The organism is Streptomyces sp. NBC_01166 (assembly GCF_045039765.1).
GTDB lineage: Bacteria > Actinomycetota > Actinomycetes > Streptomycetales > Streptomycetaceae > Streptomyces.
The window spans coordinates 8,394,751-8,420,661 of sequence record NZ_CP108613.1; the positions used below are offsets into that span (position 1 = coordinate 8,394,751).

Annotated in this window: 20 protein-coding genes and 4 pseudogenes; 14 read left to right on the forward strand and 10 right to left on the reverse strand. The window is 67.8% G+C overall.

All coding sequences use genetic code 11. From position 1 onward, the window contains the following. Positions 1-153: 153 nt before the first annotated feature. The 3 genes and pseudogenes from OG379_RS38015 to OG379_RS38025 all read left to right on the forward strand — a co-directional run. Positions 154-335: pseudogene (locus tag OG379_RS38015) on the forward strand (MerR family transcriptional regulator); the annotation flags it as partial. Between the two features lie 324 nt (positions 336-659). Continuing rightward, positions 660-884 (forward strand): hypothetical protein, encoded by a 225-nt coding sequence (locus OG379_RS38020; RefSeq protein ID WP_393763335.1) that lies wholly within the window; start codon positions 660-662, stop codon positions 882-884. A 178-nt stretch (positions 885-1,062) separates the two neighbouring features. Continuing rightward, positions 1,063-1,263, forward strand: a pseudogene (locus OG379_RS38025) (IS5/IS1182 family transposase); the annotation flags it as partial. Between the two features lie 437 nt (positions 1,264-1,700). On the opposite strand, the gene OG379_RS38030 reads toward OG379_RS38025, so the two are convergent. After that, on the reverse strand, positions 1,701-2,105 hold the full coding sequence (locus tag OG379_RS38030) for an AMP-binding enzyme (RefSeq protein ID WP_405667896.1): 405 nt from the start codon (positions 2,103-2,105) through the stop codon (positions 1,701-1,703). Positions 2,106-2,321: 216 nt separating this feature from the next. Here OG379_RS38030 and OG379_RS38035 point away from each other — a divergent pair, with 216 nt between their 5' ends. From OG379_RS38035 to OG379_RS38055, 5 genes are all read left to right on the forward strand, one after another. Continuing rightward, entirely contained in the window at positions 2,322-3,161 is an 840-nt protein-coding gene (locus tag OG379_RS38035) for an SDR family oxidoreductase (RefSeq protein ID WP_405667898.1), read from the forward strand. A gap of 34 nt (positions 3,162-3,195) precedes the next feature. Beyond that, positions 3,196-4,662: a cytochrome ubiquinol oxidase subunit I gene (locus tag OG379_RS38040; RefSeq protein WP_405667900.1), complete on the forward strand. Its 1,467-nt coding sequence runs from the start codon at positions 3,196-3,198 to the stop codon at positions 4,660-4,662. Beyond that, positions 4,659-5,717, forward strand: coding sequence for a cytochrome d ubiquinol oxidase subunit II (locus OG379_RS38045; RefSeq protein ID WP_405667902.1), 1,059 nt, complete (start codon positions 4,659-4,661; stop codon positions 5,715-5,717). Before OG379_RS38040 ends, OG379_RS38045 begins: the two co-directional genes overlap by 4 nt. A 54-nt stretch (positions 5,718-5,771) precedes the next feature. Beyond that, complete coding sequence (locus OG379_RS38050; protein WP_405667904.1) at positions 5,772-7,538, forward strand: cation:proton antiporter; 1,767 nt, start codon at positions 5,772-5,774, stop codon at positions 7,536-7,538. A 91-nt stretch (positions 7,539-7,629) separates the two neighbouring features. Further along, on the forward strand, positions 7,630-8,925 hold the full coding sequence (locus tag OG379_RS38055) for a DUF2254 domain-containing protein (RefSeq protein WP_405667906.1): 1,296 nt from the start codon (positions 7,630-7,632) through the stop codon (positions 8,923-8,925). A 58-nt stretch (positions 8,926-8,983) separates the two neighbouring features. Here the strand turns inward: OG379_RS38055 and OG379_RS38060 are convergent, their stop codons facing one another. From OG379_RS38060 to OG379_RS38070, 3 genes are all read right to left on the reverse strand, one after another. Beyond that, positions 8,984-9,976: a TrmB family transcriptional regulator gene (locus OG379_RS38060; RefSeq protein ID WP_405667908.1), complete on the reverse strand. Its 993-nt coding sequence runs from the start codon at positions 9,974-9,976 to the stop codon at positions 8,984-8,986. A 137-nt stretch (positions 9,977-10,113) separates the two neighbouring features. Then, positions 10,114-13,671 (reverse strand): S8 family peptidase, encoded by a 3,558-nt coding sequence (locus OG379_RS38065; RefSeq protein WP_405667910.1) that lies wholly within the window; start codon positions 13,669-13,671, stop codon positions 10,114-10,116. Between the two features lie 387 nt (positions 13,672-14,058). Further along, on the reverse strand, positions 14,059-15,423 hold the full coding sequence (locus OG379_RS38070; RefSeq protein ID WP_405667912.1) for a glutamate decarboxylase: 1,365 nt from the start codon (positions 15,421-15,423) through the stop codon (positions 14,059-14,061). Positions 15,424-15,773: 350 nt separating this feature from the next. Here OG379_RS38070 and OG379_RS38075 point away from each other — a divergent pair, with 350 nt between their 5' ends. The 4 genes and pseudogenes from OG379_RS38075 (at position 15,774) to OG379_RS38090 (ending at position 21,328) form a co-directional block, all read left to right on the forward strand. Next, positions 15,774-17,621, forward strand: coding sequence for a glycoside hydrolase family 15 protein (locus OG379_RS38075; RefSeq protein ID WP_405667914.1), 1,848 nt, complete (start codon positions 15,774-15,776; stop codon positions 17,619-17,621). Positions 17,622-17,674: 53 nt separating this feature from the next. Continuing rightward, positions 17,675-17,932: pseudogene (locus tag OG379_RS38080) on the forward strand (transposase); the annotation flags it as partial. Between the two features lie 49 nt (positions 17,933-17,981). After that, positions 17,982-19,487: a PQQ-binding-like beta-propeller repeat protein gene (locus OG379_RS38085; RefSeq protein WP_405667916.1), complete on the forward strand. Its 1,506-nt coding sequence runs from the start codon at positions 17,982-17,984 to the stop codon at positions 19,485-19,487. Between the two features lie 776 nt (positions 19,488-20,263). Beyond that, positions 20,264-21,328, forward strand: coding sequence for a fatty acid desaturase family protein (locus OG379_RS38090; RefSeq protein WP_405667918.1), 1,065 nt, complete (start codon positions 20,264-20,266; stop codon positions 21,326-21,328). A gap of 549 nt (positions 21,329-21,877) precedes the next feature. On the opposite strand, the pseudogene OG379_RS38095 reads toward OG379_RS38090, so the two are convergent. Next, positions 21,878-22,306: pseudogene (locus tag OG379_RS38095) on the reverse strand (transposase); the annotation flags it as partial. A 182-nt stretch (positions 22,307-22,488) separates the two neighbouring features. Between OG379_RS38095 and OG379_RS38100 the strand changes: the two are divergent. Then, positions 22,489-22,920 carry a hypothetical protein gene (locus OG379_RS38100; RefSeq protein WP_405667920.1) on the forward strand — a complete coding sequence of 144 codons (432 nt, stop codon included), beginning with the start codon at positions 22,489-22,491 and terminating at the stop codon, positions 22,918-22,920. Between the two features lie 90 nt (positions 22,921-23,010). On the opposite strand, the gene OG379_RS38105 is transcribed toward OG379_RS38100, so the two are convergent. From OG379_RS38105 to OG379_RS38125, 5 genes are all read right to left on the reverse strand, one after another. Continuing rightward, positions 23,011-23,433, reverse strand: a complete 423-nt coding sequence (locus OG379_RS38105) for a DUF6221 family protein (RefSeq protein ID WP_405667922.1) — start codon at positions 23,431-23,433, stop codon at positions 23,011-23,013. Beyond that, positions 23,430-23,756 carry a DUF6221 family protein gene (locus OG379_RS38110; protein WP_405667924.1) on the reverse strand — a complete coding sequence of 109 codons (327 nt, stop codon included), beginning with the start codon at positions 23,754-23,756 and terminating at the stop codon, positions 23,430-23,432. The genes OG379_RS38105 and OG379_RS38110 overlap by 4 nt, the downstream gene beginning before the upstream one ends. Then, a complete protein-coding gene (locus tag OG379_RS38115; RefSeq protein WP_405667926.1) occupies positions 23,753-24,055 on the reverse strand; it encodes a hypothetical protein in 303 nt (100 codons plus the stop codon). The genes OG379_RS38110 and OG379_RS38115 overlap by 4 nt, the downstream gene beginning before the upstream one ends. 62 nt (positions 24,056-24,117) lie before the next feature. Then, the gene (locus OG379_RS38120; protein ID WP_405667928.1) at positions 24,118-24,390 is read right to left on the reverse strand and encodes a transposase; all 273 of its coding nucleotides are present in this window, start codon (positions 24,388-24,390) and stop codon (positions 24,118-24,120) included. A 36-nt stretch (positions 24,391-24,426) separates the two neighbouring features. Beyond that, positions 24,427-24,987, reverse strand: a complete 561-nt coding sequence (locus tag OG379_RS38125; protein WP_405667930.1) for a TetR/AcrR family transcriptional regulator — start codon at positions 24,985-24,987, stop codon at positions 24,427-24,429. A gap of 121 nt (positions 24,988-25,108) precedes the next feature. Here OG379_RS38125 and OG379_RS38130 point away from each other — a divergent pair, with 121 nt between their 5' ends. After that, positions 25,109-25,801, forward strand: a complete 693-nt coding sequence (locus OG379_RS38130; RefSeq protein ID WP_405667932.1) for an SDR family oxidoreductase — start codon at positions 25,109-25,111, stop codon at positions 25,799-25,801. Positions 25,802-25,911 lie beyond the last annotated feature (110 nt).

Genomic DNA, 25,911 nt, shown 5'->3' on the forward strand with positions numbered 1-25,911 from the left:
GCCATTCGCGACCCCCGCACCCCCGCCCGCGGCGGCTGTGCGGACACAGTAGGCCGGTGCAGTTCCAGGACCGGCAGATGGTGTAGCAGTTCCTTCGGGGCCCCGGTGCCATACGGCACCGGGGCCCCTCCAACGTGTCCGCAGCGAGGTGAGATGACAGCAGACAATTTCTGCGGCTGTCTCGACGACGGCTACCCTGCCAACACCATGGGCCGGGCCGCAGAAATCCCCGGCACCACACCCGCCTTCTCCCGTGAAGCCAGCGTCATCACCCCGCTGAGCTCGCAGGGCGGACACGCCGCTACTCCCGCTACAAGCTGAAGATTGCTGCCCGTGTCTCTGGACGGTGTTGCGTGGTTCTCTCCTGCCGCTCCTGGTCTGGTCCGGCGCCGCATGCTTCCCGCGGGGTACCGGCGCGGCAGGCAGGAATCTCGCCGTGTGCGTTCTTCCGGCGCTTCGTCGAGGAGAGCGGCTGCACGTCGATGCAGTGGACTTCGGGGTGCAGGCACGAGCCGTCAAATGGAGACGGAATCGGCCTGACGGTCAGCCCGGACGGCACCGGACCGAACCGACCGTGGGTCTGGACTCCGGCTGTTCCGGCCAGGCAGAGTCAACGGCTACGGGATCGCTCTGGCCGCACCGCTTTCTACACTCGCGGTATGAACAATTACACGTGCACCCATTGCGGCACCGTTGGCCTGGTGGATGGATTCATCGAGGACGCAGGCGAGCATTCGCGCGGCTACGCGCGCTGGATCGAGGGCGCGTTGGAGCGGGGAGTTTTCGGGGGTGCCAAGCGGATGGGCCGGCCCCGGCGGCAGATAGAGGCGTTCCGCTGCCCCAAGTGCGGGCACCTCGAGCTGTTCGCCACCGGCGAGCTGTAGCCGGGCTCGTTGTCGGGGGCAGCCCGTACGGGCTGCCCCGCGTCGGCCCTCCGTGCTTCGGCCGCCCCGCCCGTATCTTTTCAGGCTCCCGGCACCCATTCTCCCTCTCCGCGGGGCCGCCCTAGCCGGCCCCGCCTCACGGACCTACTACGACAAGAAAATCCCCCAAGGGAAGTACCCCACCACCCGAGGCTTCCACGTCCAGCCACGCCGATGGGTCGTCGAACGCACCCTCGGCTGGCTCATGCACCACCGCCGCCTGGCCCGCGACTACGAAACCCACCCCCACCGATCAGCCGCAATGATCCAGCTGGCTGCGATCAACCTCATGACCCGCCGCCTCACCCACGAGACCACCCCCAACTGGCGCAACACCTAGCCCAAGACGCGCTTCAGCCCGGGGACCCTCGTCTTCACCGTGGGCGGCCCGGCGTGGCCGGAGCACATAGCCATGGTCATCGGAGGCGTTCTCGTCGTCCACGCGCCCAAGCCTGGACGAGACGTAGAGGTTGCGAAGCTCTCCACGCACGGGCGCCTCCTGGTGGCTCGTCGCATCGCGTAGACGTCCTTCTCACAGGTTCCGAATAGAGCTGTCGTTGTCCAAGTGACTTCTCATCAACTGGTCGCCCGACTCGGCCGACTGAGTCTCCACTCGTGTCCTGCCACATGCGAGATGTCGGATTCTTAAGACGCAGAACCGGCTTCAGGCGGCCCGAGCCGCTGAGCCCGGTCCTCACGGCTTCAGTACGCCACAGACGGGGGAGGGGGATGTGGGCCGGACCGTTCCGGGTTGCGCCAGACCGGAACGGCCCAGCCTCAGCGGCCCGCCTCGGCCGCGTGGCCATCCGCGTCCCTGAGCTCGCGCTTGAGGACCTTGCCGGTGGCGTTGGTGGGCAGGGCCGCACGGAACTCCACGATGCGGGGGTACTTGTAGCCGGCCATCTCCTCCTTGCACCAGGCGATCAGCTCCTCCTCGGCGAGCGTCGCTCCTGGGGTGCGGACCACGCACGCCTTGACCTCCTCGCCATGGCGGCCGTGCGGCACCCCGATGACGGCCGCCGTGCTCACGGACGGATGGGTGAGAAGAACTTCCTCGATCTCCCGCGGATACACGTTGAAGCCACCACGAAGGATCATGTCCTTGGCCCGGTCCACGATGTAGAACCACCCGTCGGAGTCGCGGCGGGCCAGGTCACCGGTACGGAACCAGCCGTTGCCCAACACCTCGGCGGTACTCCGATGCGGCCTCACGGCATGGCAGGCGTCATGAAGGTCGCCCGGCGCCGCAGCTGAGCCGACCGGGGGAAGCCGATCCGCCCAATGGCCCAGCAGCGGCCCGCCTTGACTGCGGCCCCGCTCGTCCGGTGATTGCCTGATCCCCGCCTGCCGGGCCGTGGCCGGGCGGACCGGAGCCGTGTAGCGAGGAGACAGGGCATCATGGATTCCCACGTCGAGGCAGTCCGGGGTGCTCTGCCGTCCGACTTGCTCAAGGGCCAGACAGCTCTGGTGACCGGGGCCAATTCCGGCATCGGTAAGGGCACGGCCATCGCGCTGGGCCGGGCGGGCGCAGACGTGGCGGTGAACTACGTGAGCGACCGGGAAGCCGCCGAGCAAGTGGTCGAGGAGATCACGTCGTTCGGGGTGCGTGCGGTGGCCTACGAGGCGGACGTGTCGCAGGAGACCCAGGTGACCGCGATGGTGGACCGGACGGTCCAGGATTTCGGGACCCTCGACATCCTGGTCGCCAACGCCGGTATGCAGCGTGACGCCAAGTTCACCGACATGACCCTCGCCCAGTGGCAGAAGGTCCTCGACGTCAACCTCACGGGCCAGTTTCTGTGCGCAAGGGAGGCGGCCAAGGAGTTCCGTCGGCGCGGCGTGGTTCCGGAGGTGTCCCGGGCAGCCGGGAAGATCATCTGCATGAGCTCGGTGCACCAGCTCATCCCGTGGGCGGGGCACGTGAACTACGCCTCGTCCAAGGGAGGCGTGCAGATGATGATGCAGACCCTGGCGCAGGAGCTCGCACCGGAGAAGATCCGGGTGAACGCCGTCGCCCCCGGGGCGATCAAGACCCCCATCAACCGCAGTGCCTGGGAGACGCCGGCGGCCCGGGAGGACCTTCTGCGTCTGATCCCCTACGACCGGATCGGAGACCCCGAGGACATCGCCCACGCGGTCATCCTGCTGGCGTCCGACCTCATGGACTACGTGGTGGGGACGACTCTGTACGTCGACGGCGGTATGACGCTCTTCCCCGGGTTCGCGACCGGCGGCTGACCTCTTTCGCAGGACCCGAACAGCGAAGGCGGTTATGCACACCTCGGTCCACCTCCTGGCGAGCGCTCCGGATCAACTCCTGCCGGCCCGGGAGCTCATGGCCTTCACTCTGGCTTCTCACATCATCCTGGTCCCGTTGGGCGTGGCCCTGCCTCTGATCACCCTGGTCATGCACTACCGCGGGCTGCGCCACAAAGACGCGACAGCCCTCCTGCTGGCACGGCGCTGGTCGGCGGTCATGGCGGTTCAGTTCGCCGTCGGAGTCGTTACCGGCACCGTGCTCTCCTTCGAGTTCGGCCTGCTCTGGCCGGGGCTGATGGGCAGGTGGGGCGATGTCTTCGGAATCGGCTTCGGGGTCGAGGCCTGGGCCTTCTTCCTCGAAGCGGTCCTCATCGCCATCTACCTCTACGGATGGCGGCGGTTGAAGCCACGGGCCCACTTCCTGCTCGGACTGCCGCTCCCGGCCGCGGCGCTCCTGGGAGCGTTCGGCATCCTGGCGGCCAATTCATGGATGAACACACCGCAGGGCTTCTCCCTCGACGCTGCGGGCGATCCGACGGACGTGAACATCTGGAAGGCGATCTTCACGCCGATGTTCGGGCCGCAGTACTGGCACTTCGTGGTGGCCATGCTGCTGACAGCGGGATACATGGTGGCCGGCGTCTACGCGGTCGGCTGGCTGAGGGGGCGCCGGGACCGATACCACCGGCTCGGCTTCACCGTTCCCTTCACCATCGCTGCGGTGGCGACCCCGGTGCAGTTCGTCCTGGGCGATGCGATCGCCCGGTCGGTGTTCCACAAGCAGCCGGTGAAGTTCGCGGCCATGGAGATCGTCTGGAAGACGGACACCCGTGTGCCCGAGTACCTGTTCGGCCGCCTGCACTCCGACGGTTCCATCTCGGGCGGTATCAAGATTCCGCTGCTCGACTCCGTCCTCGCCGGCTTCAGCCCGAACACCGAGGTCGTAGGTCTGACGTCCGTCCCGCCGGACCAACGGCCGACAGCCGTTCAGGCGACGATCGCGCACTGGGCTTTCGACATCATGGTCCTCATCGGCTCCGCCCTGGTACTCCTCGCCCTCTGGTACCGCCTGGTCTGGCTGCGGCATCGCAGACTTCCCGGGTCCGCGTGGTTCTACCGCAGCGCGGCCTGCGCGGGGCTGGCCTCGGTGGTGGCTGTCGAATGCGGCTGGATCGCGACCGAGGTGGGACGCCAGCCGTGGATCGTCTACCAGAACATGCGTGTCGCCGAGGCAGTCACAGCGACGCGCTCGTCCACGTTGTGGATCATGCTCGGCCTGGTGATCGTCGTATACGTGTTCATCTTCGGTTCGCTCCTGGCAGTGCTGCTCAAGCTACGCACACGATGGCGGCTCGCCGACGCACAGCATGCCCCTGGGCCCCCGGTGGACCTGCCGGAGACGGACAGCCCGTACGGCCCCAGAGGTCCTGTCCCCGCAGGTGACGGCGGCGTAGCCGCGTCCCAGGGAGACCGGTCGTGACGGCCGACCTGATGGCAGTGGTCCTGCTGCTGGCCGTCACTGCGTACACCTGCGCAGGCGGTACGGACTACGGAGCCGGCTTCTGGGACCTGACGGCGGGAGGCTCCGAACGAGGCAAGCGGCCCCGATGGCTCATCGATCACGCGATGGCACCCGTGTGGGAGGTCAACAACGTCTGGTTGATCTTCGTCTTCGTCATCATGTGGACCGGGTTCCCCACTTTCTTCCAGGCCGTGTTCTCCGCGATGTGGCTGCCACTGGCGCTGGCGGCCCTGGGCCTGGTCCTGCGTGGCGCCGGCTTTGCCTTCCGGAAGGCCGCCCGCAAGCTCGCCGACCGGCGCCTCTACGGTGCCGTGTTCGCCTCGGCCTCGCTCGTGACGCCGTTCTTCCTCGGCGCCGCCGTGGGGGGAGTCGCCTCAGGCCGGGTGAGGCTCGGTACGGAGGCGTCGGCGGATGCCTGGTCCAATCCCACCTCGATCATGTTCGGGATGCTCGCCATCGCCGCGACGGCCTTCCTGGGCGCGGTCTTTCTGGCAGGGGACGCCCGCCGCTTCGACGCACCCGACCTGATCGCCTACTTCCGGCGGCGCGGGCTACTGAGCCTCACCGCACTCCTGGTGCTCGTGGTGATCACCCTTTTCGTCACCAGCGAGGACGCCCCGCACGTATGGCACGGGCTCACCCACGGGGCGGGCCTGGCCTTCGGCGTCGCGGCCGGAGCGGCCTCCTTCACCACCGCGTGGCTGCTCATGCGCAGACCGGGCGGCTGGGCCCGCGCCTTCGCCGTCGGCGCCGTCGCCTGCGCGGTCATCGCCTGGGGCCTGGCTCAGCGTCCCTACCTCCTCCCGACGTCGATGACCGTCGCCGAAGGCGCCGGCGCATCGACCACGCTGACCTGGCTGGCGCTCGTCACCCTGGTCGCGCTGGTGGTCGTGGTGCCGGCCGTCGTCTTCCTGTACTGGCTCGACACCCGAGGCGATCTCGAAGAACTCACCGAGGCCGACCTGCGACGAGGCGGCGATCCCGAAAGCGGTGGCAGGGCGGGCAGCACCTGATCGTCCGCAAGGTTCCCCACTCACCACGCCAGGACTCTGCCGAAGGGAGTTGCGGTGACAGACGACGAGATCTACCTCGGAATCGCACTGACCCTGATCCTCGCCAGCGGGTCACAGATCCTGGCGAGCAAGCTGCGCGTTCCCGCCCTCATCATCCTGCTGCCCGCAGGGTTCACCGCAGGCGCGCTGACGGACGTCATCCATCCCGACAAACTGATGGGTCCGAGCTTCGACGTCCTCGTGTCGATGTCGGTGGCGGTGATCCTCTACGACGCCGGCCTCGGGCTCAACCTGCGCAAGCTCACCGGCCGCACGCGGTGGATCGTGGGACGGCTGCTGCTGCTCGGTGTGCTCGTCACGTTCCTGACCACGGCAGCCGTAGCACCGGCGATGTTCGACATGCCCCTCAGAGTGGCGTCGATGCTCGGTGTCATCCTGGTCGTCTCGGGCCCCACGGTCGTGGGCCCCCTCCTCGACTTCGTGCGGCCCACGGACAGGGTGCGCCGCATCCTCATCTGGGAAGGGACCCTCACCGACCCGATCGGCGGCATCCTCGGCGCACTGGTCTTCCACGCCATCGCCACCACACATCAGATCGACATCGGCCGGGGTTACCAGTTCGGCCAGTTCGCCCTCAGCATGGCCGTGGGCCTGGCCGGCGGCGCGGTCGGCACGGCCTTGCTGTGGCTGACGCTCCGCACGCTGCGGCTCGGCGAGACCCTCGGCACGCTGGCTCAGCTGGCCACGGTGATCGTCGTGTCCGCGGGCGCCGACGTCGTGAGGGACGACACAGGACTCATCGCCGCCATCGTCACCGGCCTCGCCGTCACCAACATAAATGGATTCGACATGCCGGCGCGGCGTCCCTTCTTCGAGACTCTGGCCCAGCTGATCATCGGCCTGCTGTTCGTCTCCATCTCCTCCACCATCACACCGGCGTCGCTCGTCCCCGTGCTCCTTCCCGCCCTCGCCCTCATCGCCGTCCTCGTCCTCGTGGTACGTCCACTCGTCGCCTACGTGTCGACTGCGCGCGCCGGGCTGACCCCGGGCGAACGGGCTTTTGTCGGATGGATGGCTCCGCGTGGCATCGTCGCGGCAGCCACAGCGACGGCCTTCTCCGCGAACCTCGTCGACAGGGGAGTCGACGGGGCCGCCAAAATCCTGCCCGTCACGTTTCTCGTGATCGTCGGCACGGTCCTCCTGTACGCCCTGAGCGCGGCGCCGGTCGCCAGAATGCTGGGCATCGTCAAACCCGCCGGAACACGAATCCTGCTCGTGGGAGGCGAGCCGTGGGTGGTGGATCTGGGAAGGAGCCTGAAGTCCGCGGGCCTCGACCTTCTGATGTGGGCAGGCCTCGAGCAGGAGCGCCAACGGATCACGGACGCCGGTGTCGAACTCGCCACGGGTGATCTGCTGGCCACGGCCACCAATCCGGGTGCCCGGCTGGAGGGCGTGACGGCAGTGTTCCTGGCCACGGACGACGACGACTTCAACGCGCTCGCTTCGGTCGTGATGCAAGACAGCGTCGAAGGTCCGGTCTACCGGGTCGGACCTCCCCACGACAGCCATGGAGTCGTGGCTCCCTATACCGGCGGGGACATCCTCTTCGGCAGGTCGCTGGTCCGCCACGCCCTGGCCGCGCGGTACGAGTCGGGGGCGCGCTTCCTGGTGCAACCGGCCTCCTCTCCACCGCCGGCAGGGAGCGAGACCCTCTTCGTGGTCCATGACGACCAGAGGCTGGAACCCGTCACCGAGAAGCGGCGAGCCACTCCCGGGCAAGGCGACCGTGTCGTGCTGCTGGCCCCGGGACCCGAGCAGTGAGGCTCACTCGCGTACGTGTCGCGCCTGGCCACAGCGGAATGTGCCCGCACCGTGGTGCCGAGGAGCTGCCGTCCGAAGGGAGAGATGCCGCATGCGCATCATGATGTCCTGGGCCTCCGCATTCCGGCTGCGGCAGTACGTGAAGGCCAGCTTGTGGATCAGCCCGTTGTTCGGTCTCGTCCTGGGAGTCGTTCTGGCCGAACTGGCCATCTCCGCCGACGCATCGGACTGGCCACCGAGTGGGTGGCGTTATTCGGCGACGACGGCGAGCGGAGTGCTGAGCTCCATCGTCGGGTCGATGATCGCCCTTCTGGGATTCGTCGTGACCATCGGTGTTCTCGTCATCCAGCAGGCCACCGGAACACTGTCCCCGCGGTACATGCGGCTCTGGTACAGGGACCGGCTGCAGAAGACCGTGCTGGCCACCTTCACCGGCACATTCGCGTTCGCCTTCTCGTTGCTGCGCAGTATCGAGTCGAGTTCGGTGCCGGACCTCGGGGTCACTCTCGCCGGCGGGGCAGTGGCCGTCAGCCTTTTGCTGCTGCTGGTCTATCTCAACCGTTTCACCCACAATCTCAGGCCGGTGGCCATCGCCGATCTCGTCGGCCGCATGGGGGAAGACGTCTTCGAGCGCGGGACCGGGATGATCAGGGCCTCGCCGCCGAATGGTGGTGAAGGCGCAGACAGCCTGGGCGGAAGGGTGACCGTCGTCCGCGCGACCCGAGGCGGTGCCATCCAGGCACTGGACACGGCAGGCCTCGTGGCTGTCGCCGAGCGGCACGACTGTGTGCTCTCGGTGCCCCACGTGATCGGTGACTACGTCCATCGGGGCGCCGTCCTCGTCGAAATCCATGGCGGCACGTCCACCCCCGACAGTCGGCGCGTCACCGGTCTGATCGCGCTCGGCCCGGAGCGGACGATCGAACAGGACCCCGCCTTCGCCCTTCGGGTGCTGGTCGACATCGCCATCCGGGCTCTTTCGCCCGCTGTCAACGATCCCACCACCGCTGTGCAGGTCCTCAATCACACCGAGTCGTTCCTCACCGTGGTCGGCCAGTCGCCGCTCCCTGGCCGGTACGTCCTGGCCGGCGACGACGGCAGGCCGCGGCTCGTGCTGCGGGGGAGGGCATGGGAGGACTACCTTCAGCTCGCCGTCTCCGAGATCCGCGACTACGGGGCAACGTCCGTGCAGGTCTGCCGGCGATTGCGGGCGTTGCTCGACGGGCTGCTCGACAGCCTGCCGCCCGCCCATCGTCCGGCGGTCCAGGCGGAGTTGGATCTTTTGCGCGACTCGGTGGAACGGGCATTCCCGGACGCGGCGCGCCGTTCCGTCGCACAGACGGCCGACAGCCAGGGCGTGGGAGGCAGCTCCCGGCCTGGCCGATAGCCGGGGCCCGTTTCCCCAGCCGGGCGGAGCAGGCCTCGGACCGAGCCCGGGCACCCGCTCAGTGTTGCTCCACCCAGCCGTGTCGGACGGCATGACCGCCGAGCTGCATCCGTGTCCGGACTCCGGCTATGTCCATGAGACGGCGAAGACGTCGGTGCAGCGTGCGCGGTGACACTCCGAGCTGTGTCGCGGCCGTAGGGTCGGTCAGACCGGCGAGCAGGAGGGCGAGGATCCTCCGGTCCAGGTCGGTCGGGCCTTCCGCACCGACTTCGACAGTCGCATCCGCTTCTCGGCCGAAGCCTGACAGTTCGAGCGGGTGCGCGGCGCGCCATACGGTCTCGAACAACGCGTCCAGCGCGTCCAGCAGGCCACTGCGGTGCAGCAGCACGGCGCCAGGTTCCCCCGCGGGTGTGACGGCGAGCGGGACGAGGCCGAGGTCGGCGTCGGCCAGCACGAGTTTCATGGGCAACTGGTCCGCGACACGCAGTTCCACGCCGTTGCGCAAGGACTTGATCGCATCGCTGACGATGCCGGGCTCCGCCAGTACGGCCCGGTCCAGTACGGCCCGGAAGTGCACGCCGCGGCCGATGGCCATCGGTTCGGCCGAGTTCTCGTCCGGGGGCACGGCGACGAATGGCGCGGTGATGAAGGAGCGGACCTGTCTGCGAGCGGCCTGCTGCACCTGGAGGAATCGATGGCGGATGGCATCGACGCCCGTGACGACCTCGATCAGATCGCTGATGCTGCTCCCGGTCATCGCCGCCCGATGCTCCTCGGCGAAGGTCACCAGCGCCTGCTCGGCCACCCGTAGCCCGTCTCGGCGCTGGGTGATGAGAGCGCCCAGTGCCATGGCCGGCGGAGCGGCGGTGAACCGCTCGTCCGCCGAACTGATCACCAGCCCCCACCCGACCAGGTGGCACAAGGCTCTGTCGATGTGGACCCGCGGCACCTCGAGCAGATCCGACAGCAGCGTCGCGGTGCAGTTCGGCCGTCCGAGCAGCGCCCGGTAGACGCGTTCATCATCGGGCTCGAGGCCCAGGACATCCAGCATCGGCGACCGACCCTCTTCCGCTTGTCGCAGCGGGGAGAGTATGCGCCATGGCGGCAGACCCTGAATAGTCCCTGATGGGAGTGGGTGCGACGGGAAGGGTCCCGGGGAGGCGACTCCCCGGGACCCGACAGTGTGGTTCATCGCAGTCCGTACGCCCGGATGACCTCGTTCTTGACGCTGAAGCCCTTTTCCGTTGCCGCGCTCGCCCGGACCGAGACGAAGCCGCCGGACTTCTTGGCCGTTCTGAACGAACCCGTCCAGTATCCGTGGGCGCCCTTGGCCAGGGTCACCTTCCGCCAGGTGGCGCCGTCGTCGTACGAGACGTCCAGCTTCACCGTGGTCACCTTTCCCGGCACGGTACCGTCGTCCATCGACACCGGCTTGAGCCCGATCCGCTGGTTCTCACCGGCCTTGACGTCCCCGTGCAGGTCCGTCCCCAGCTTGTAGTCCAGGTTCAACACCGAGAACCGCTCGAAGAAGTCCGAGTCGACGGTGTCGGACCTGTACGTCCACTCGGTATGGGTGCGTGTCGACAGGCGGAAGACGTCACCGGGACGCTCCGCGTCGAGGACGGCGCGGTAGGGCAGGTCGCCCGCCGGTACCTCCACCCACTGCATGTCCCCGCTGACCGGGTTGTCGTGTATCAGCGTGTCGCCCTGGAAGACCTGCAGGTGTTCCGGCGTCGCCCCCCACGGCAGGTTGCCGCCCAGCCGCATGGTGTCGCTGGCGGAGGCCCACGCCTGCACGTTCCAGGTCATGTAGTTCTGCCAGCGGGAGTTGTACACGCCGAAGGACTCGCCCTGGCCGGGCCGGGTCAGCGGAGCGAACCAGTCGAGACGGGTGGCGCTGCCCTTGGCGTACGTGTTGTCGCCCGACACCATCACCCACGGCAGGTCGGTGTCGACGTCCTGCGCGTGGAACTCGCGCCAGACCTGGCCCGGCGTCACCCATTCGGTGCGGGTGCCCGGGTGCCACTCGATCTCGGGGAGGTTGAACGACGGACTGAGGGTGAAGTCGGACCTGTATCCCTCCGACAGCTTGCCTTCCGTGGCCGAGTAGTAGCGGGCATCGATCCGGGCGAGGTCGCTCCGGGACGGCTTGTAGACCAGGGCCCGGTCCGGCACCCGGCCGGGATAGTCCCGGGTCAGGTCGTAGACGAACGGCGTGTACTCGGTCTGCTTCACGGCCAGTTCGAAGACGCCGGCCTTGGCCATCGCGATGAGGCCCTTACCCGCGTCGCGGTGCACTGTGGCGACCGGGATGGCCGACTCGCCGACGTACTCCATCAGGGCGCCGACCCCGTCGTTCACCACGATCAACGCCTTCGCACCGGCCGTGACCGCGGCCTGGGTGCGCTCCTGCGGCGGGACCTCGTCGCTGCGCTCGATGACGACGACCTTGCCCTCGGCGCGGACCTTCTCGTATGCGCTCGCCGCACCGTCGCCCGCATAAACGGCGCCCAGGGTGTCCGAGGCGGTGCCCAGGGCGCTGCCCGCCTGCACTCGTGTCTCGAAGCGCAGCCGACCGCCCGACGTGCTCAGGCCGAGCTGTGGCTCGCCCTTGCGCCAACGGGTGGTCAGCAGGAACTCACCGTGCTTCATCGGCTTCGTCGGTGCGACGTAGACGTCGTCGTACATCGGCGGCAGCACGTACGCGCTGCGGTAGTCCATGAACGGGTCGAGGCCTCTGTAGTGGACGTTGAAATCGACCTTGCGCTGGCGGTCCTCGGTGCGCTGCGGCGCCTCGGTCTGCAGCAGGCGTGCCTTGCTCGCGTCCAGCACCACGTCCACGGAGCTGTCCTTGAGTACGGTCTCCGGGGCGACGAGGACGGCCAGACCCGAACGGTCCGCCTTCTCGCCGGCCACGTCGAGGTACCCCGCGACGGTGTACAGGCCGGGTGCCATGCGCATGGTGGTCGAGCCGTCGACGTGGACCGACCACGGCCAGACGTCGCCGGCCAGGTTGATGGCGACCTGGCCGGCGGCGGGCTTACCGTCCCGGCCGACCAGCTTGATGTTCAGGTCGTAGCGCTCCTCCTCCTTGAGTAGCGCCACCGAGGTACGGGTCACCGGCTTCCCGGTGGCTGCGTCGGTACCGATCACGTGGCCGACGTGCCGGCCTGCGGAGGCGGTCCTCGGGTCGCCGGTCACCGGGACGGCGGCGGTTCCGCCCGCCGGAACGGTCACCGCGGTGGCTCCCAGCCCGAACGGTCCGCCGTTGGTCGTGAGGGCCAAATTCAGCGTGACGTCGGTGGGGCCGGTGTTGGTGAAGGTCAGCTCCTTCGTGACGACTGCGTCGCTCGGCTCGTGCGGCCATGTGTAGTTACCGAAGAGGAGCGATCCGGTGCTGCGGACTTTGGTGCGCACGGCGGCGGCGACGTCGAGACGGCCGGTGCCGACCTCGTACGGCGAGTACCCGTCTTCCAGGCCCTTCGCGGTGCTCGTCAGGTGTTCCTTGAGCTGCGCGCCGGTCCAGTCCGGGTGCTGCTGAGCCACGATCGCCGCAGCGCCGGCCACATGCGGTGTGGCCATCGAGGTACCGCTGATGGTGCGGTAGAGGCCCTCACCACCATCGGTCATCTCCTGGGAGCGGGCCGCGGTGATGTCCACGCCGGGCGCCGTGATGTCCGGCTTCATGCCGCCGGAGTAGGCCAGCGGGCCGGTACTGGAGAAGGACGCGAGCTGGTCCTGCTTGTCCGTGGCGGCCACGGTCAGCGCGGAGGCGGCGGCGCCCGGGGCGGAGATGCTCTCCGGGCCGGCGTTGCCGGCCGCGATGACGAACAGGGTGCCGTACTTCTCGGACAGCACGTCGACCGTCTGCGACATCGGGTCGCTGCCGTCCGTCGGGTAGGAGTCACCGAGGCTCATGTTGACGACGTCCGCACCGGATTCGGCGGCCCACTGCATCCCGGCCATGACCCAGGAGTCCTGGCCGTAGCCCTCCGCGCCGCCGAGCACCTTGCCGACGAACAGGTCGGCGTCGGGCGCGACGCCCTTGTTGTCCCCTCCGGAGGCGGCGCCCGAACCGACGATCGTGCCGGCCACGTGCGTGCCGTGCCCGTTGACGTCGGCGACCCCCTCACCCGGCACGAAGCTGGTCGTGCCGTCGATCAGGCCGGCGAAATCAGGGTGGTTGACATCGATGCCGGTGTCGAGCACCGCGACCTTGACGTCCTTGCCGGTGTACCCGGCCGCCCAGGCCTCGGGCGCGCCGATCAGGGGCACGCTCTCCTTCAGGCTCGTCTTCACGCGGCCGTCAAGCCAGAGCTTCGCCATACCGGCGCCCAACTTCGCGCTGCCCTGCGGTGCGACGTCGGTCCAGAAGGTGCGGGCCCGTCGCTTCTCGGTGCTGACTGCCGCACCGCTGATGGCCTTAAGCTTGCGGGTCAGCTTGCTGCCCCGGGGGGCCGTCGGCTCGACGGCCGAGCGCGACTTCGACCGGTCGTACGTCGCGATCAGTGGTACGGCGGCCGACCTGGCGTCGTCGTAGCCCATCTCGATCAGGCCGGTGACGTTGAACAGCCGCCTGTCCAGCTTGTCCGTGCCCAGGAGCGGAGTGGCCTCGTCCGGGATGACGAACAGGTCGCCCTTGATCTCCTGGATTTTTACGCCGCCGATGGCAGTGTCTGGCCGGTCGACTTCGGCGGTCTGCTTGCCGTCGGCCATCGTGGTGACCGTGACGACGTCGCCGGTCACGAGGGTGACCTTGTGGGTCGCGGAGGGCTTGGCGGGAGTGGTGGGCCTACTCGGTGCGGCTTGTGCGGGCGTTTGTAGAACTGCGAGTCCCGACGCCAGCAGCGGCACCACGGTGGCAGCTGCGATCAGTTGCCGGCGTCTGCCTCGGAAGGCGGACGACTGAGAGGGGGAGAACATGCCATGGGTCTATCGGCCGGTCAGGTCCGATGTGAAGGCCCGAGGGCGGCAAGTCCGCGCCATGGCAAGGACTTGCCAGCCGCAAAGAGCCGGAACCCGGGCAAGGCGCACGTACGGATTCCGGGTGATGGTGCTGCCCTGTGCTCGGCTTCGGAGTGAGGGAAACGGGGGCGTTCGTGGGAAGGTGGGCTGCTGCGGCGATCGGGGAGGTCAGTAACCGGTCCCGCGCTTGACCTGGGCCCGCTCGACGCCGTGTGTCGAACCCTTGTCGTCCAGGGTGCGGCATGCGTCGGTGATGTCCTGGCTAAGGCGATGGATCTGCTCGCGGCTCAGAGTCTCCTTGACCAGGGCACGCATGATCTTCACACCCTCTGCCTTGGGCGGGAGGGTGTACGCGGGCACCATCCAGCCGCGCTCGGCCGAAAGCTGCCAGGCGACGTCGGACTCGTCGTAGGAGTGCTTGCCGGCGAGTCGGAAAGCGACAAGGGGCAGCTGCTCAGCCTCGCTGCCGATCACTTCGAAGCGGCCGCTGTTACGCAGGTTCTCGGCCAGCGCGTGGGCGTTCTCCTGCATGATCTTCATGACGTAGGTGTAGCCCTGGCGACCGAGACGCACAAAGTTGTAGTACTGCGCCAGCACCATGGCCGAGCCGGTGGAGAAGTTCAGGGTGAACGTCGCGTCCGTCTTGCCCAAGTAGTTCTCGTAGAACACGAGGTCCTTGGCGAGGTCCGACTCCTCACGGAAGACCAGCCAGCCGACGCCGGGGTAGACCAGGCCGTACTTGTGCCCCGAGACGTTGATGGAGCGGACCTGCTCGAGCCGGAAGTCCCACTTCGAGTCCGGGTAGAGGAACGGCCACACGAAACCGCCGCTGGCGGCGTCGACATGGATCGGGATGTCGAGGTCCCGCTTCTTGCGGACTTCCCGCAGGAGCTCGTCGATCCCGACGACATCGTCCTTGTGTCCGGTGAAGGTTGTGCCGAGCACGGCGACGACGCCGATCGTGTTCTCGTCGAGGTGGGGCTCCACGTCCTCCGGGCCGATCGTGTACTTGCCCTCGGACAGGGGCACGATCCGCGGCTCGACGTCGAAATAGCGGCAGAACTTCTCCCACACGACATGGACGTCCCCGCCGAAGATCAAATTCGGTCTGTCCATCGACAGGTTGGCCGCTCGACGGCGTTCGCGCCATTTCCACTTCAGTGACAGCGCGCCGAGCATGATCGCCTCGGAAGAGCCCTGGGTCCGGCATCCGGTCGTCTTTCCCGGCGCGTGGAAGAGGTCGGCGAGCATGCGTACGCAACGCTGCTCGATCTCGGCGGAAATGGGGTACTCCGCATGGTCGATGAAATTGCGGTGGAGATTCTCGGCGATGAGTCGTTGCGCCTCCGGCTCCATCCATGTGGTGACGAAGGTCGCGAGGTTGCGCTGGGGGTCGCCCTCCATGGCGAGATCGACGTCCACGAGCCTCATTGCGTCCGTTGCGGCCATGCCTTTTTCGGGGAAAGTTTCCGAGGGGGCGGGCGCGGTCAGAAATCGGTTTCCAAAGAGGGCTGCGTCGTCGCGCATAGTCATACTGCGGATTCAAACAGTTGCGGTGCTTGCCTACGGGAGGGACACGCCGAGGCGCATACGAGGCTTCGGATATGGATGAGGCCGCATATCGCCGCTCTTCGCGTATGAATTCCGACCCACGAAGCAGCCAGGGCCGACCCGCCGGAGGCGCGGAAAGGGTGCCGAGTGCACCCCGCTTCGACCACGTCACCCCCAACGTGCGCAGAACCCGCGGTACACCGGAACGCGCTGCGGGGCGCACGCGGTGGCGGAGAGCGTTCAGCCCCCTCGCCACCTGGCGTCACCACGTCGCCAGGACGGGGCACCGTCGCTGGCCTACGCTTGTCATTCGGGGCCGAAAGGGGTTCAAGATGGACGATTATCCCCTCATCGAGAACCACGGTCTGATCGGCGATCTGCAGACCGCAGCACTCGTGACGACCGATGCGACCATCGACTGGTTCTGCTGCCCGCGCTTCGACTCACCCAGTGTCTTCGGCGCTCTGCTCGACCGGTGGAAGGGCGGCCACTTCACCGTCAGGCCGGCGGCGGACACCTACACCACCAAGCAGCTCTACCATCCGGACACCGCCGTGTTGGTGACGCGCTTCATGACCGAAGCCGGGGCGGGCGAGGTGGTCGATTTCATGCCGGTGACCGGCACGACGGCGACGGACCGGCACCGTCTGGTCCGCATGCTGCACTGTGTCCGGGGGAGCATGACGTTCGAGGGCGAGATCGCTCCGCGCTTCGACTACGGCCGTAAGCCGCACGAGCTGCACATCACCGAGCACGGGGCCGTGTTCACTTCACAGGACATGGACCTCGCTGTCCACGCCGTCCGCGAGCCCCAGGACGAGCGGCTGCTGACTATTCTCTCCGGTGAAAACGACCTGCGCTTCACCCTGACTCTGCAGGCTGGGCAGCAGCGCGGGCTGATCATCGAGTCGTCCCCCGGCGGGCCGCCGCACGAGGTCCGAGGAGCGCAGTTCGAGCAGCTTTTCGACGAGACGGTCCTCTTCTGGCGCTCCTGGCTGGGGCAATCCACCTACACGGGCCGTTGGCGCGAAGCGGTGGAGCGTTCAGCCGTGACTCTGAAGCTCATGACCTACGCGCCGACCGGCGCCTTGGTCGCCGCCCCCACCACTGCTCTGCCCGAACAGCTGGGGGGAGAGCGCAACTGGGACTATCGGTTCACCTGGATCCGTGACGCGTCCTTTTCGGTGTACGCCTTGCTCGGCATGGGATTCAAGGAAGAGGCGGCGGCGTTCAACAGCTGGCTGCACGATCGCGTGAAGGAAGAGGCCGGCCAAGGCGACGGCGCGGGGCCACTGAACATCATGTACCGCGTCGACGGTTCGTCCGACATGGTCGAGGAGGCCCTTGAGCACTGGGAGGGCTACTGCGGCTCCGCGCCGATCCGCATCGGCAACGGAGCAGCGACACAGCGGCAACTGGACATCTACGGCGAGGCACTCGACAGCATCTACTTCGCCCACCAGCACGGTATGCACCTCGACCACAGAGGTTGGACCGCTCTGCACACCCTTCTCGACTGGCTGGTGGACCACTGGGACCAGCCCGGAGAGGGGTTGTGGGAGACCCGCGGCGGACGGAAGGACTTCACCTACGGCCGGGTGATGTCCTGGGTCGCCTTCGACCGTGCCCTCCGGATCGCCTACGACGACGGCCGCCCCGCCGCCCGGGGCCGCTGGGTGGACGCGCGTGACGAGATCTACGCGCAGGTGCTCGACCGGGGATGGGACCCGCAGAAGCAGGCCTTCGTCCAGCACTACGGCGACGACGTGCTCGACTCGTCGCTGCTGCGCATGCCGACGGTCGGCTTCATCACCCCAGATGACCCGATGTGGAAGTCCACACTGGACGCGATGGAGCACGAGCTGGTCAGCGACAGCCTGGTCTACCGCTACAACCCCGAGGCGTCACCCGACGGGTTGCGGGGCTCCGAGGGAACGTTCTCTCTATGCACATTCATGTACGTCGATGCCCTGGCGCGGGCCGGGCGCACCGACCAGGCCAGACTTGTGCTCGAGAAGATGCTCACGTACGCCAACCACCTGGGCCTGTACTCCGAGGAGATCGGCCTCACCGGGCGGCAGCTGGGCAACTTCCCGCAGGCCTTCACGCACTTGGCACTGATCGACGCCGCGATCACCTTGGACGCCAACCTCAATGGGCCAAGCAGGGACGGGGCCTAGTAGTGCTTTGTTACCTTGGGTGAACTTGCCTGGTGGTGGGCATCTTCAGAGGTGTGAAGCTGGGGCGGATCCGGGATGAGTCGGCGGAGTTCGCGGGTGATGTGGCCGGGTCGTTGCCGCGGCGGGATCAGCGGCGGTGGGGTGCCTGTTATCTGCGGGGCCTGATGCTGGACGGTCGGCGTAAGTCGATCCAGCCGATGGCCGAGCGGCTGCCGGACGGGAGTATGCAGGCCCTGCAGCAGTTCGTGAACCATTCGCCGTGGGATCCGGTGCGGCCGGATCGCCCGGAGACGTCTCAGCTGCCAGCCGAACCCTCGATACCCTGGCGCGAGTCTCGTTCACCCATCGTTACGGAGCGGCATGCCTGTCCGGCCTGAGTCACACGCCAACACGCTCCACGACGAGCCGTTTCCCGAACTGCTCGGATACCCGTGCCAAGTAGTGATCAGTAGCGACGGGCAGTGGGTCGCGGGCAGTTCGGTGATGCACCGGTACAGCCGAGTCGCCGTGTACCGCGCAGCCGACCTGTCCTGCGCCCACCTTCTGACCTTCACCATGGAGGCCGAGACGATCGCCTTCCACCCCACGCTGCCCCTCCTGGCCATCGGCCTCGACAACGGCGACGAGTACGACCGCGAAGGGGGCCTCACGCTTCTCGAGTGCGGCACGGGCCACCGTGTCGACTTCACCGACCCGGCGTGGGGCATCGAGCCCGTCCGCTGGCTGGACGACCACACTCTGGAGCTCGTCTTCTTCGCAGTGGTAAACGGAGTCGACCACCTGTGGGCCCAGGCGACGGTCGTACGCGAGAACTGGCTGGGCCTCACCTCCGAGGCCCTGGACCTGACCGCACTCGACCGAACACCGCTCGACCCCGAGAACCCGAGGGTGTACGACGACATGTCGCCCGCGCAACCGCTGCTGCGCACGCTCGCCGAGCGGGCCGGACGCAGTTACGACGCGCAGGGCGGGGTCCGGGCCGTGGCCGGGCTGGGCGACGGCCGCGTGCTCGCCACTCGCAGGCACGTGGCGGTGGAGTGTTGGGCCCTGGACGGATCGGCGCTGTGGAGCGTGCCCGCGCCATCGGCGAGCGGCGGCACCCGGATCGAGGTGGCCGCAGACGAGCGAAGCGTACGCGTGGCCGTCTCCGGTCCCGACGCCCGCGCTCGGACCGACTTCCTGCTGGTGGACACGGCCGACGGCACCGTTCGCGACCGGCACTCCGTGCCGTTCTCGGCCGCGATGTCCGCTCGTACGGACGGGGTCTGGGCGATCAGGGACACGTACGACCGCAGTTTCGGGACGGAGCCGCCCACCCCGCCCAACACACAGATCTTCGCCGCCGGTGGCAGCGACCGGATCGGCGCGGTCCACGTGCCGGACCGGTACGGTCTCGTCCCGCTCCAGGTCCGCCGGTGCCCCGAGCTGCTGTACGGGAGAAGCGGCCGGAGTGTGGTCGCGCTCGCCCCCGACGGTGCGATCGAGACCGCGCTTTTCTCCGTCGACGCACCGCTCGGTCCGGTGGTGTACGCATCCGACGCCGCCGGCGCTGCTCTGCTGCACGGGCGCACGGAGCTTGTCCGCCGAGACTTCCCGTCCGGCGAGGTCCGCTGGAGCAGGCCGTTGGAATCCGGGGTCATCGATCTCGACTCCCATGACGGGACCTTGCACGTCCTGTGCGCCGACGGCAGCCTCGTGTCCCTCGACGCGATCGACGGGACTGTACTCAACCGGCGGCCGCTGCCCCCGTACCAACCTCTCTCCCTGCACGCGGCACCCGACGGCACGATCCTCGTCGGCACCACCGCAGGCCAGATCCTGCGCTGTCCAACGATCCGCGAGCAGGGCCGGACGGACGACCAGTAGCACGATGCAGCAGCACCCACGGCCTGGTCGGCCCTCACGGACTCCGCCCGCGCGAACCCGTGGCCGAGAGCCGACGCCGCGTACGGCAGCTCTTACGGGCCCTGCCCGGAGTCAGCCGAACGCAACTTCACCCGTCTGAGAACTGACGTGCCCCCAAAATCCGTACTGCACTTCCGCGCCGTGTCGTGAGCGTGAGGCATGTGGCGGGCTATGAACTTGAGTTCGTCCTCGGTGTGGCCGTCGAGCAGCGACTGCCAGGCCAGGCCGGGGGCGTTCCTTATCCGGCGGCGGTCCTGCCGACCCGAGGGCGCGGACCACGCAGCTCTCGTTCGAGATGGTCCACCGGCCGTCTGACGGAGCCTGTGAACAGGCCCGTCATGTCGGCGATCCGCCTGACGATGATCGGCCCCGGCACGCCCACATTCCGGCCACACCTGGTCCTTACACGCCCTTGTGTACCCTGAAGTTAAGATGCCCCGCCCACGGTTGCCCTGACGGAACCTTGGGGGAAGTACTGGTGTCCGCGTCAAATTTTTGGACCCGCGGAGATTCCAAGTGCTGCGCCAGCACTGCGTGGAACCGATCTGTTGGACACCTAGCCGCCGCGGCGTAATAGATTCACCCCCCTACCGCCCCGACCCGATTCCGTACGCGACGTGCTGTTGTGACGTCGTCCGCGTACTCGTCGGCGCCGGGAAATGAGGCATCATGCCGACCACTCGTCGTCTCTTGACGACAACCTGTCCCCGCTCTGTTCGCGAACGACAGGACCGACGATGACCACAGACGCGAGGCAAGGCGCGAGCGACACCGTCGCACCGACTCGGGAACGCCGCGCAGGCAGTGACTTCTCGCGGCTCTCCAAGCAGATCAAGGATGCCGGACTGATGCGGCGTCGCCCCTTCTACTACGGCGTGCGCATGGCGCTGGTGACCGCGGCCTACGCCGTGGGCTGGCTGGCCTTCGTGACGGTCGGCGACAGTTGGTGGACCCTGCTCACCGCCGTGTTTCTCGCTGCGGTTTTCGGGCAGGTCGCGCTCGTCGCGCACGACGTCGGTCACCGTCAGGTATTCCGGCGCAGCAGTTCCAGCGCGCTGATCGGGCGGCTCGCCGCCAACATGGGGATCGGTATGGGATACGGCTGGTGGCAGGACAAGCACTCCCGCCATCACGCGAACCCCAACCACGAAGAGCTCGACCCCGATGTGGCTCCCGACATCCTGGTATGGAGCCAGGCCCAGGCTCACAAGGCCACCGGTCTGCCCCGCCTGCTCGGCAGGGTGCAGGCGTATCTGTTCTTCCCTCTGCTGACGCTGGAGGGCTTCAACCTCCACGTCGCGGGGATGAGGGCCCTTGCAGACCGTACCCTCAAGCAGCGCCGGATTGAAGGAACGCTTCTCGTCGCGCACTTCGTCCTGTATCTCGGCGCGCTGTTCCTCGTGCTCTCTCCGTGGAAGGCCGTGGTGTTCCTCGTCGTGCACCAGTGCCTGTTCGGGGTCTATCTGGGAGCCATCTTCGCCCCGAACCACAAGGGAATGCCGACACTCACCGCCGACGACCGGCCCGACTTTCTGCGCCGTCAGGTCCTCACTTCCCGCAACGTGCACGGAAACTGGTTCAAGGACGTGGTGCTCGGTGGGCTGAACTACCAGATCGAGCACCACCTGTTCCCGAGCATGCCCTCGCCGAATCTCCGCAAGGCACAGCTTCTCGTTCACCGTTACTGCGACGAACTGGGCGTGGCCTACCTTCAGACCTCGCTCATCGCCTCCTACGGACAGGCGCTCAGGAGCTTGCACCAGGCAAGCAGCCCGCTGCGGCACCGGTCACAGATCATCTGACGCCGGTGACACCGGACGCGCGAACGCGCGAACACGCGAACGCGCGAACACGCGAACGCGCGAACACGATGGCGCTGATGCACGGCGGAGCTGCATCCGGTACCTGACGAGCGCGGTCCACGTCTCCCGCGAGTACGCGGTGATCGCGTTGACGGAGCCTGACGTCCAGCCGTGCGAGACCTGCCGGCGGGGCACCGGGCTGACGCAGAGGGGAGGGCTGTACGGCCGTGGCCGCGTGCCCCCGGGGCTGGGCCGGTCGGAGGATTACCCGATCAAAGTGGCGTTGTCGCAGGCTGTTCCGCGAGCTTGGACTGATCGAGCTGACTGTGAGGAGGCCCTGTTGCGTCTCACGTGGCGATGCCTCGACACGGACTGCTCGGTCGAACGGGGACTCCATGGAGCTGCGCCGAACCCCGCGTTCTCGCTGCCCCTCAGCCGCTCAATAGCTTCTTGACCCTCACACCGTGTCGGGCGGCCAGCTCGCAGACATCATGTTCACTATCGGAGACTTGGCCCGGCCGGCCGCGGCTCAGTTCGGATGCTGAGTCACTACGACGCGACTTGCCTGCTGCCCGGCCCAGGTCGATCCTGTCCGGCTATCGCAGCGAGGCCGGGAAGGCGAGGAAGTGTGAGCCGGTCCGCTCGTATCGGACGGTGAGGCGGCGGCAGTCGAACAACCAAGCGATCGACCGCTCGATCTTCCAGCGGTGCCCCTCGAGCCGCTCGCCGGACTCGATTCCCGGACGTGCGATCCGCGGGGATCAAGCCCCGGCTGCGGAGCCAGGCGAGGTGGTCGGCGGAGAAGTACGCCTTGTCAGCGCTGATCTTGACCGGTCGCCGCCGGCGCGGTCCACGCATGGAACGGACGGCTGGTATCGCCAGGACCAGCGGCTTGAAGGCCTGGCTGGCGTGAAGGTTCGCCCCGGACACCGCAACGACCAATGGGATGCCCTGGCGGTCGGACAGGACATGCAGGTTGCTGCCTTCTTGCCGCGATCAACCGGATTCGTCCCGGTCAGGCCCCTCTTTTCGCCCGGACAGAAGCCGCGTCAACGATCGCCGAGGTCCAGAGGCGGCGGACTCCGTGTGCGGAAGGAGCCCCGGCGGATCCAGTCCGAAATAGATTGCCGTCGGTGCCCGGCACCGTGTGACATGTGGGCATGAGCAGAATGGCGCAGGTCATCGTGTTGGCGCGGTACGAGGACGAGGTGATGGAGCCGCTGACCCGGCCGGACGAGGCCCGCACCTGGAACGGATGTTTCGTGCAGATCCCCTGGTTCGTAGGGGGCTGGTACATCGAGTTCGGGCGGTGGAACGGGCGCCGTGGCGTGCTCAAGGACCTGGAGTCCCTGCCGTGGAACGAGCCCGCCTGCGTGCAGGTCATGCTGCACGACGAGGACGATGACCTGTTCGGTCTGTGGATGTTCAGCGGCGAGGTCCTCGTCGAGGTGGACATCCCCGGCATCCAGCGAGTGCACATCGCTGCCCCGCCGGGGGACGCGGACCCCGGCTTCCTGGTCCGGACCGGCGTGGGTAGGGGAGAGGAGCGACACTCGCCAGAACATGTACAAGACCCGCGAGCGTGCTGGTGACCCTGCCCGGACCGATTCCATCTGGCTCCGAACATGAGGCTGGGCAAGTCCCGATAGCGACCCCGGGGGCCAGTGGTGCGGCGCGTGTGCCTATGGGCGCCACTCGGGCTGATAGTCCGGGTGGCCGGCGTGCGCCTGCGCGAGGTGCCGCACTGCCAGGTCGACGGCCATGCGTTGCATGCTGGCCGCGTTGCGATTGGACGTGTCCGGAAACCCTTCACCCGTCTCGTGTGCCGTGTACTGCTTCAGCAGGCCCTGCGTCGCCTCAACCTCACGCATCACCTGGGCCGGGTCGTGCAGGGCGATGTGTTCGGCGCGGGCGGCGTCTTCGTCGGACCCGCCGACCTCCGGGCCGGCGGTCACCAGAGGCGGGACGTCGTCGTCCAGAGAGGGCGCGGAGTAGACGCCCGTCCCCAACGCCTGCCAGCTCTCACTCGTGCTGCCGGCACCAACGGCGGCTGCCCTCTGCTCGTCGAGACGGGCTTGGAGGAAGGCCACCAGGTCGGCGGTCATGTAGGGCTCCCGGACTGGTTGGCGGATTTCTCGTCGTGCGGGTAGTCCCGGTGCTCGACGTAGGGCGCGGCAAGCAGCCGAAGCTGAAATTCGGCATTCCGGCCGCCCGGCCCTGCGGTTCCCAGGTACGGCACCACGGTGTCGTCAAGCAACGCGAGGCGCGCTTCAGCGGCGGCGACGGAGAAGCGGGCGTGCTTGGCGGCTTCCTCTGGTTCGACGCCGAAGCGTCCGGGCTGCGTGACCACCACGTTGCTGGCGAAGCGGGCCTTCTCCAGCTCCTCGTTGAAACGAGCCCGGACAAAGGACACCAGGTCGGCGGTCATGCGGAGCTCCTTGCGGCGTTGAGACTGCCTCGTACCGGACTGACCCGCTCCAAGTCGACTCCGATGCCGAGGTCGACAGGGATCTGCTGGTGGATGCCGTCCCCCAATAGTGGGAGCTGGACTTCGTCCCATGGAGTCGGCCCAACGAGCGGCGTGAGCGCTTTGACGCGCTCCTTGATGTGGTCGCACCAAATGGACCACTGGTTCCGGATAGTGTTCGAGCGGGCCTCGTGCAGGTCGCCCCACTGGTAGCCCCGCTCTTCGCGGGCGACCTGTTTGAGGTGGTCGGTCTCGATCATGCAGGACTCCTGGGTTGGTCGGTCATCTTCTTCGGTCTGGTGTAGACGCCTCGTCAGGTGCCCTAATTCTCGGGCAAGTGCACCCACTGCGTTCCGGTTCGGAACCTGAAGGCGATCGCGTCGATCGCCTCCCGGTGATCGCGCCACCTGCCACCCCGTTTCGGAGTCCGGTCAGGGAGTAACGGCTCGATCCGTGCCCACTGCGCTCGATGGCAGTCCGGGCGCCGACGGAGGCTGCGAGAAGTGCCTCGATCTCGGCGGAAGCAGGAAAGGTGACGTCCACCCGCGGCCTTCTCCCACCGCCTCCGCCTTGGCCGCGACGCCTCGTCGCCCACGAGCGCGGTCCGCGTGTACCAGCACGGCGCCCTTGATCAGCCTGCTTCCGTCAAAGCTGCGTGCGCGGCGGCGAGGATCTCCTCTGAGAGCGGGGAGCCCTTGGTGGCCCGGGACAGGACCAGCGCACCGAACAGGGTGCAGAGACGGACGATGCCGTCCCGGTCGTCGGTGGCGAGGAAATCGGCAAAGTCCGTCACCCCCTCGGCGTAGACGCGGCGGGCCTCGCGCCCCCCGCCTTCACGCGCGATGTCTGTGGCGAGTGCGGCGACCGGGCAGCCGTCCGCCGGGTCGTCGCGGTGCTCGACGGAGAGGTAGGCGTCGATCAGGGCCTGCTGGGCGGCCTCGCGCTGCCCAGCGTGCCGCTCGAGCCCGGCGCTGTAGCGCTGGGCGAGCTCGGCGAAGGCGTGAGCGGTGGCCTCGTCGACGAGCGCCTCCTTGGAGTCGAACTGCTTGTAGAAGGCGCCGTGGGTCAGACCGGCCGCCTTCATCAGGTCGGCAACGCTGACCTGCGTGCCTTGTTCCCGGAACAGCCGGGATGCAGTGTCCACCACCCGCCTGCGATTTTCCTCCGCCTGTGCCTGCGATACGCGGCCCATGACCATCTCCCATTTGGATGCCGACTGGCATCTATCGTAGACCCGTGTTTAGATTATGACCGAAATCTAAATTTTGCAGGCCGGCGGTCGCCGACGGCGCCCGCCAGTAAAAGGAGCGAGCATGGAACTGAAGAACGCCGTCGCGGTCGTCACCGGCGCCAACCGGGGCCTCGGGCGGCACCTGGCCGCCCAGCTCGTCGAACGCGGCGCGAAGGTGTACGGCGCGGCCCGACGCCCCGAGACCGTCGACGTGCCGGGCGTCATCCCGCTGCGCCTCGACGTCACGGACGAGGCGTCGATACAGGAGGCCGCCCGCGTGGCGTCCGACACGACACTGCTGATCAACAACGCGGGCATCTCCACCGGCGCGACGCTGATCGGAGGTGACCTGGATGAGGTGCGCCGGGAGCTGGAGACCAACTTCTTCGGCCCGCTCGCCGCGACCCGATCCTTCGCCCCGGTCATCGAGCGCAATGGTGGCGGCGCCGTACTCAACGTCCTTTCCGCCCTGTCCTGGTTCCACCCGGCAGGCCTCGGCTCCTACGCGGCCTCCAAGGCCGCCGCCTGGGCGCTGAGCGACGCGACCCGTGAGGAGCTGGCACCGCGCGGGATCACCGTCTCGGCGCTGCACGTCGGCTACATGGACACCGACATGGCCGCCGGCGTGCCAGCCGACCAGAAGGTCGCCGCCGCAGACGTCGCGGCCCAGGCCCTGCAGGGCATCGAGGCGGGCCTGCCCGAGATCCTCGCCGACGAGACCAGCCGGTACGTCAAGCAGAGCCTGTCCGCGACACCCCAGCCGAACGCGGGCTGACGCTCACCCCCTCCGCCACGGCACGACGGCCTTCCCAGCTGAACCGCAAGAGCGGGGCAGCATGATCCGGCGGCAACACCAACGCCTGCCTCGCCGATCGGCCCCTGGCG

Excerpts from the sequence above, each read along its gene's own strand:
- OG379_RS38020 (WP_393763335.1), top strand. The coding sequence starts at position 660 with ATGAACAATTACACGTGCACCCATTGCGGCACCGTTGGCCTGGTGGAT.
- OG379_RS38035 (WP_405667898.1), top strand. The coding sequence starts at position 2,322 with ATGGATTCCCACGTCGAGGCAGTCCGGGGTGCTCTGCCGTCCGACTTG.
- OG379_RS38040 (WP_405667900.1), top strand. The coding sequence starts at position 3,196 with ATGCACACCTCGGTCCACCTCCTGGCGAGCGCTCCGGATCAACTCCTG.
- OG379_RS38055 (WP_405667906.1), top strand. The coding sequence starts at position 7,630 with ATGCGCATCATGATGTCCTGGGCCTCCGCATTCCGGCTGCGGCAGTAC.
- OG379_RS38060 (WP_405667908.1), bottom strand. The coding sequence starts at position 9,976 with ATGCTGGATGTCCTGGGCCTCGAGCCCGATGATGAACGCGTCTACCGG.
- OG379_RS38070 (WP_405667912.1), bottom strand. The coding sequence starts at position 15,423 with ATGACTATGCGCGACGACGCAGCCCTCTTTGGAAACCGATTTCTGACC.
- OG379_RS38075 (WP_405667914.1), top strand. The coding sequence starts at position 15,774 with ATGGACGATTATCCCCTCATCGAGAACCACGGTCTGATCGGCGATCTG.
- OG379_RS38085 (WP_405667916.1), top strand. The coding sequence starts at position 17,982 with ATGCCTGTCCGGCCTGAGTCACACGCCAACACGCTCCACGACGAGCCG.
- OG379_RS38090 (WP_405667918.1), top strand. The coding sequence starts at position 20,264 with ATGACCACAGACGCGAGGCAAGGCGCGAGCGACACCGTCGCACCGACT.
- OG379_RS38100 (WP_405667920.1), top strand. The coding sequence starts at position 22,489 with ATGAGCAGAATGGCGCAGGTCATCGTGTTGGCGCGGTACGAGGACGAG.
- OG379_RS38105 (WP_405667922.1), bottom strand. The coding sequence starts at position 23,433 with ATGACCGCCGACCTGGTGGCCTTCCTCCAAGCCCGTCTCGACGAGCAG.
- OG379_RS38110 (WP_405667924.1), bottom strand. The coding sequence starts at position 23,756 with ATGACCGCCGACCTGGTGTCCTTTGTCCGGGCTCGTTTCAACGAGGAG.
- OG379_RS38115 (WP_405667926.1), bottom strand. The coding sequence starts at position 24,055 with ATGATCGAGACCGACCACCTCAAACAGGTCGCCCGCGAAGAGCGGGGC.
- OG379_RS38125 (WP_405667930.1), bottom strand. The coding sequence starts at position 24,987 with ATGGGCCGCGTATCGCAGGCACAGGCGGAGGAAAATCGCAGGCGGGTG.
- OG379_RS38130 (WP_405667932.1), top strand. The coding sequence starts at position 25,109 with ATGGAACTGAAGAACGCCGTCGCGGTCGTCACCGGCGCCAACCGGGGC.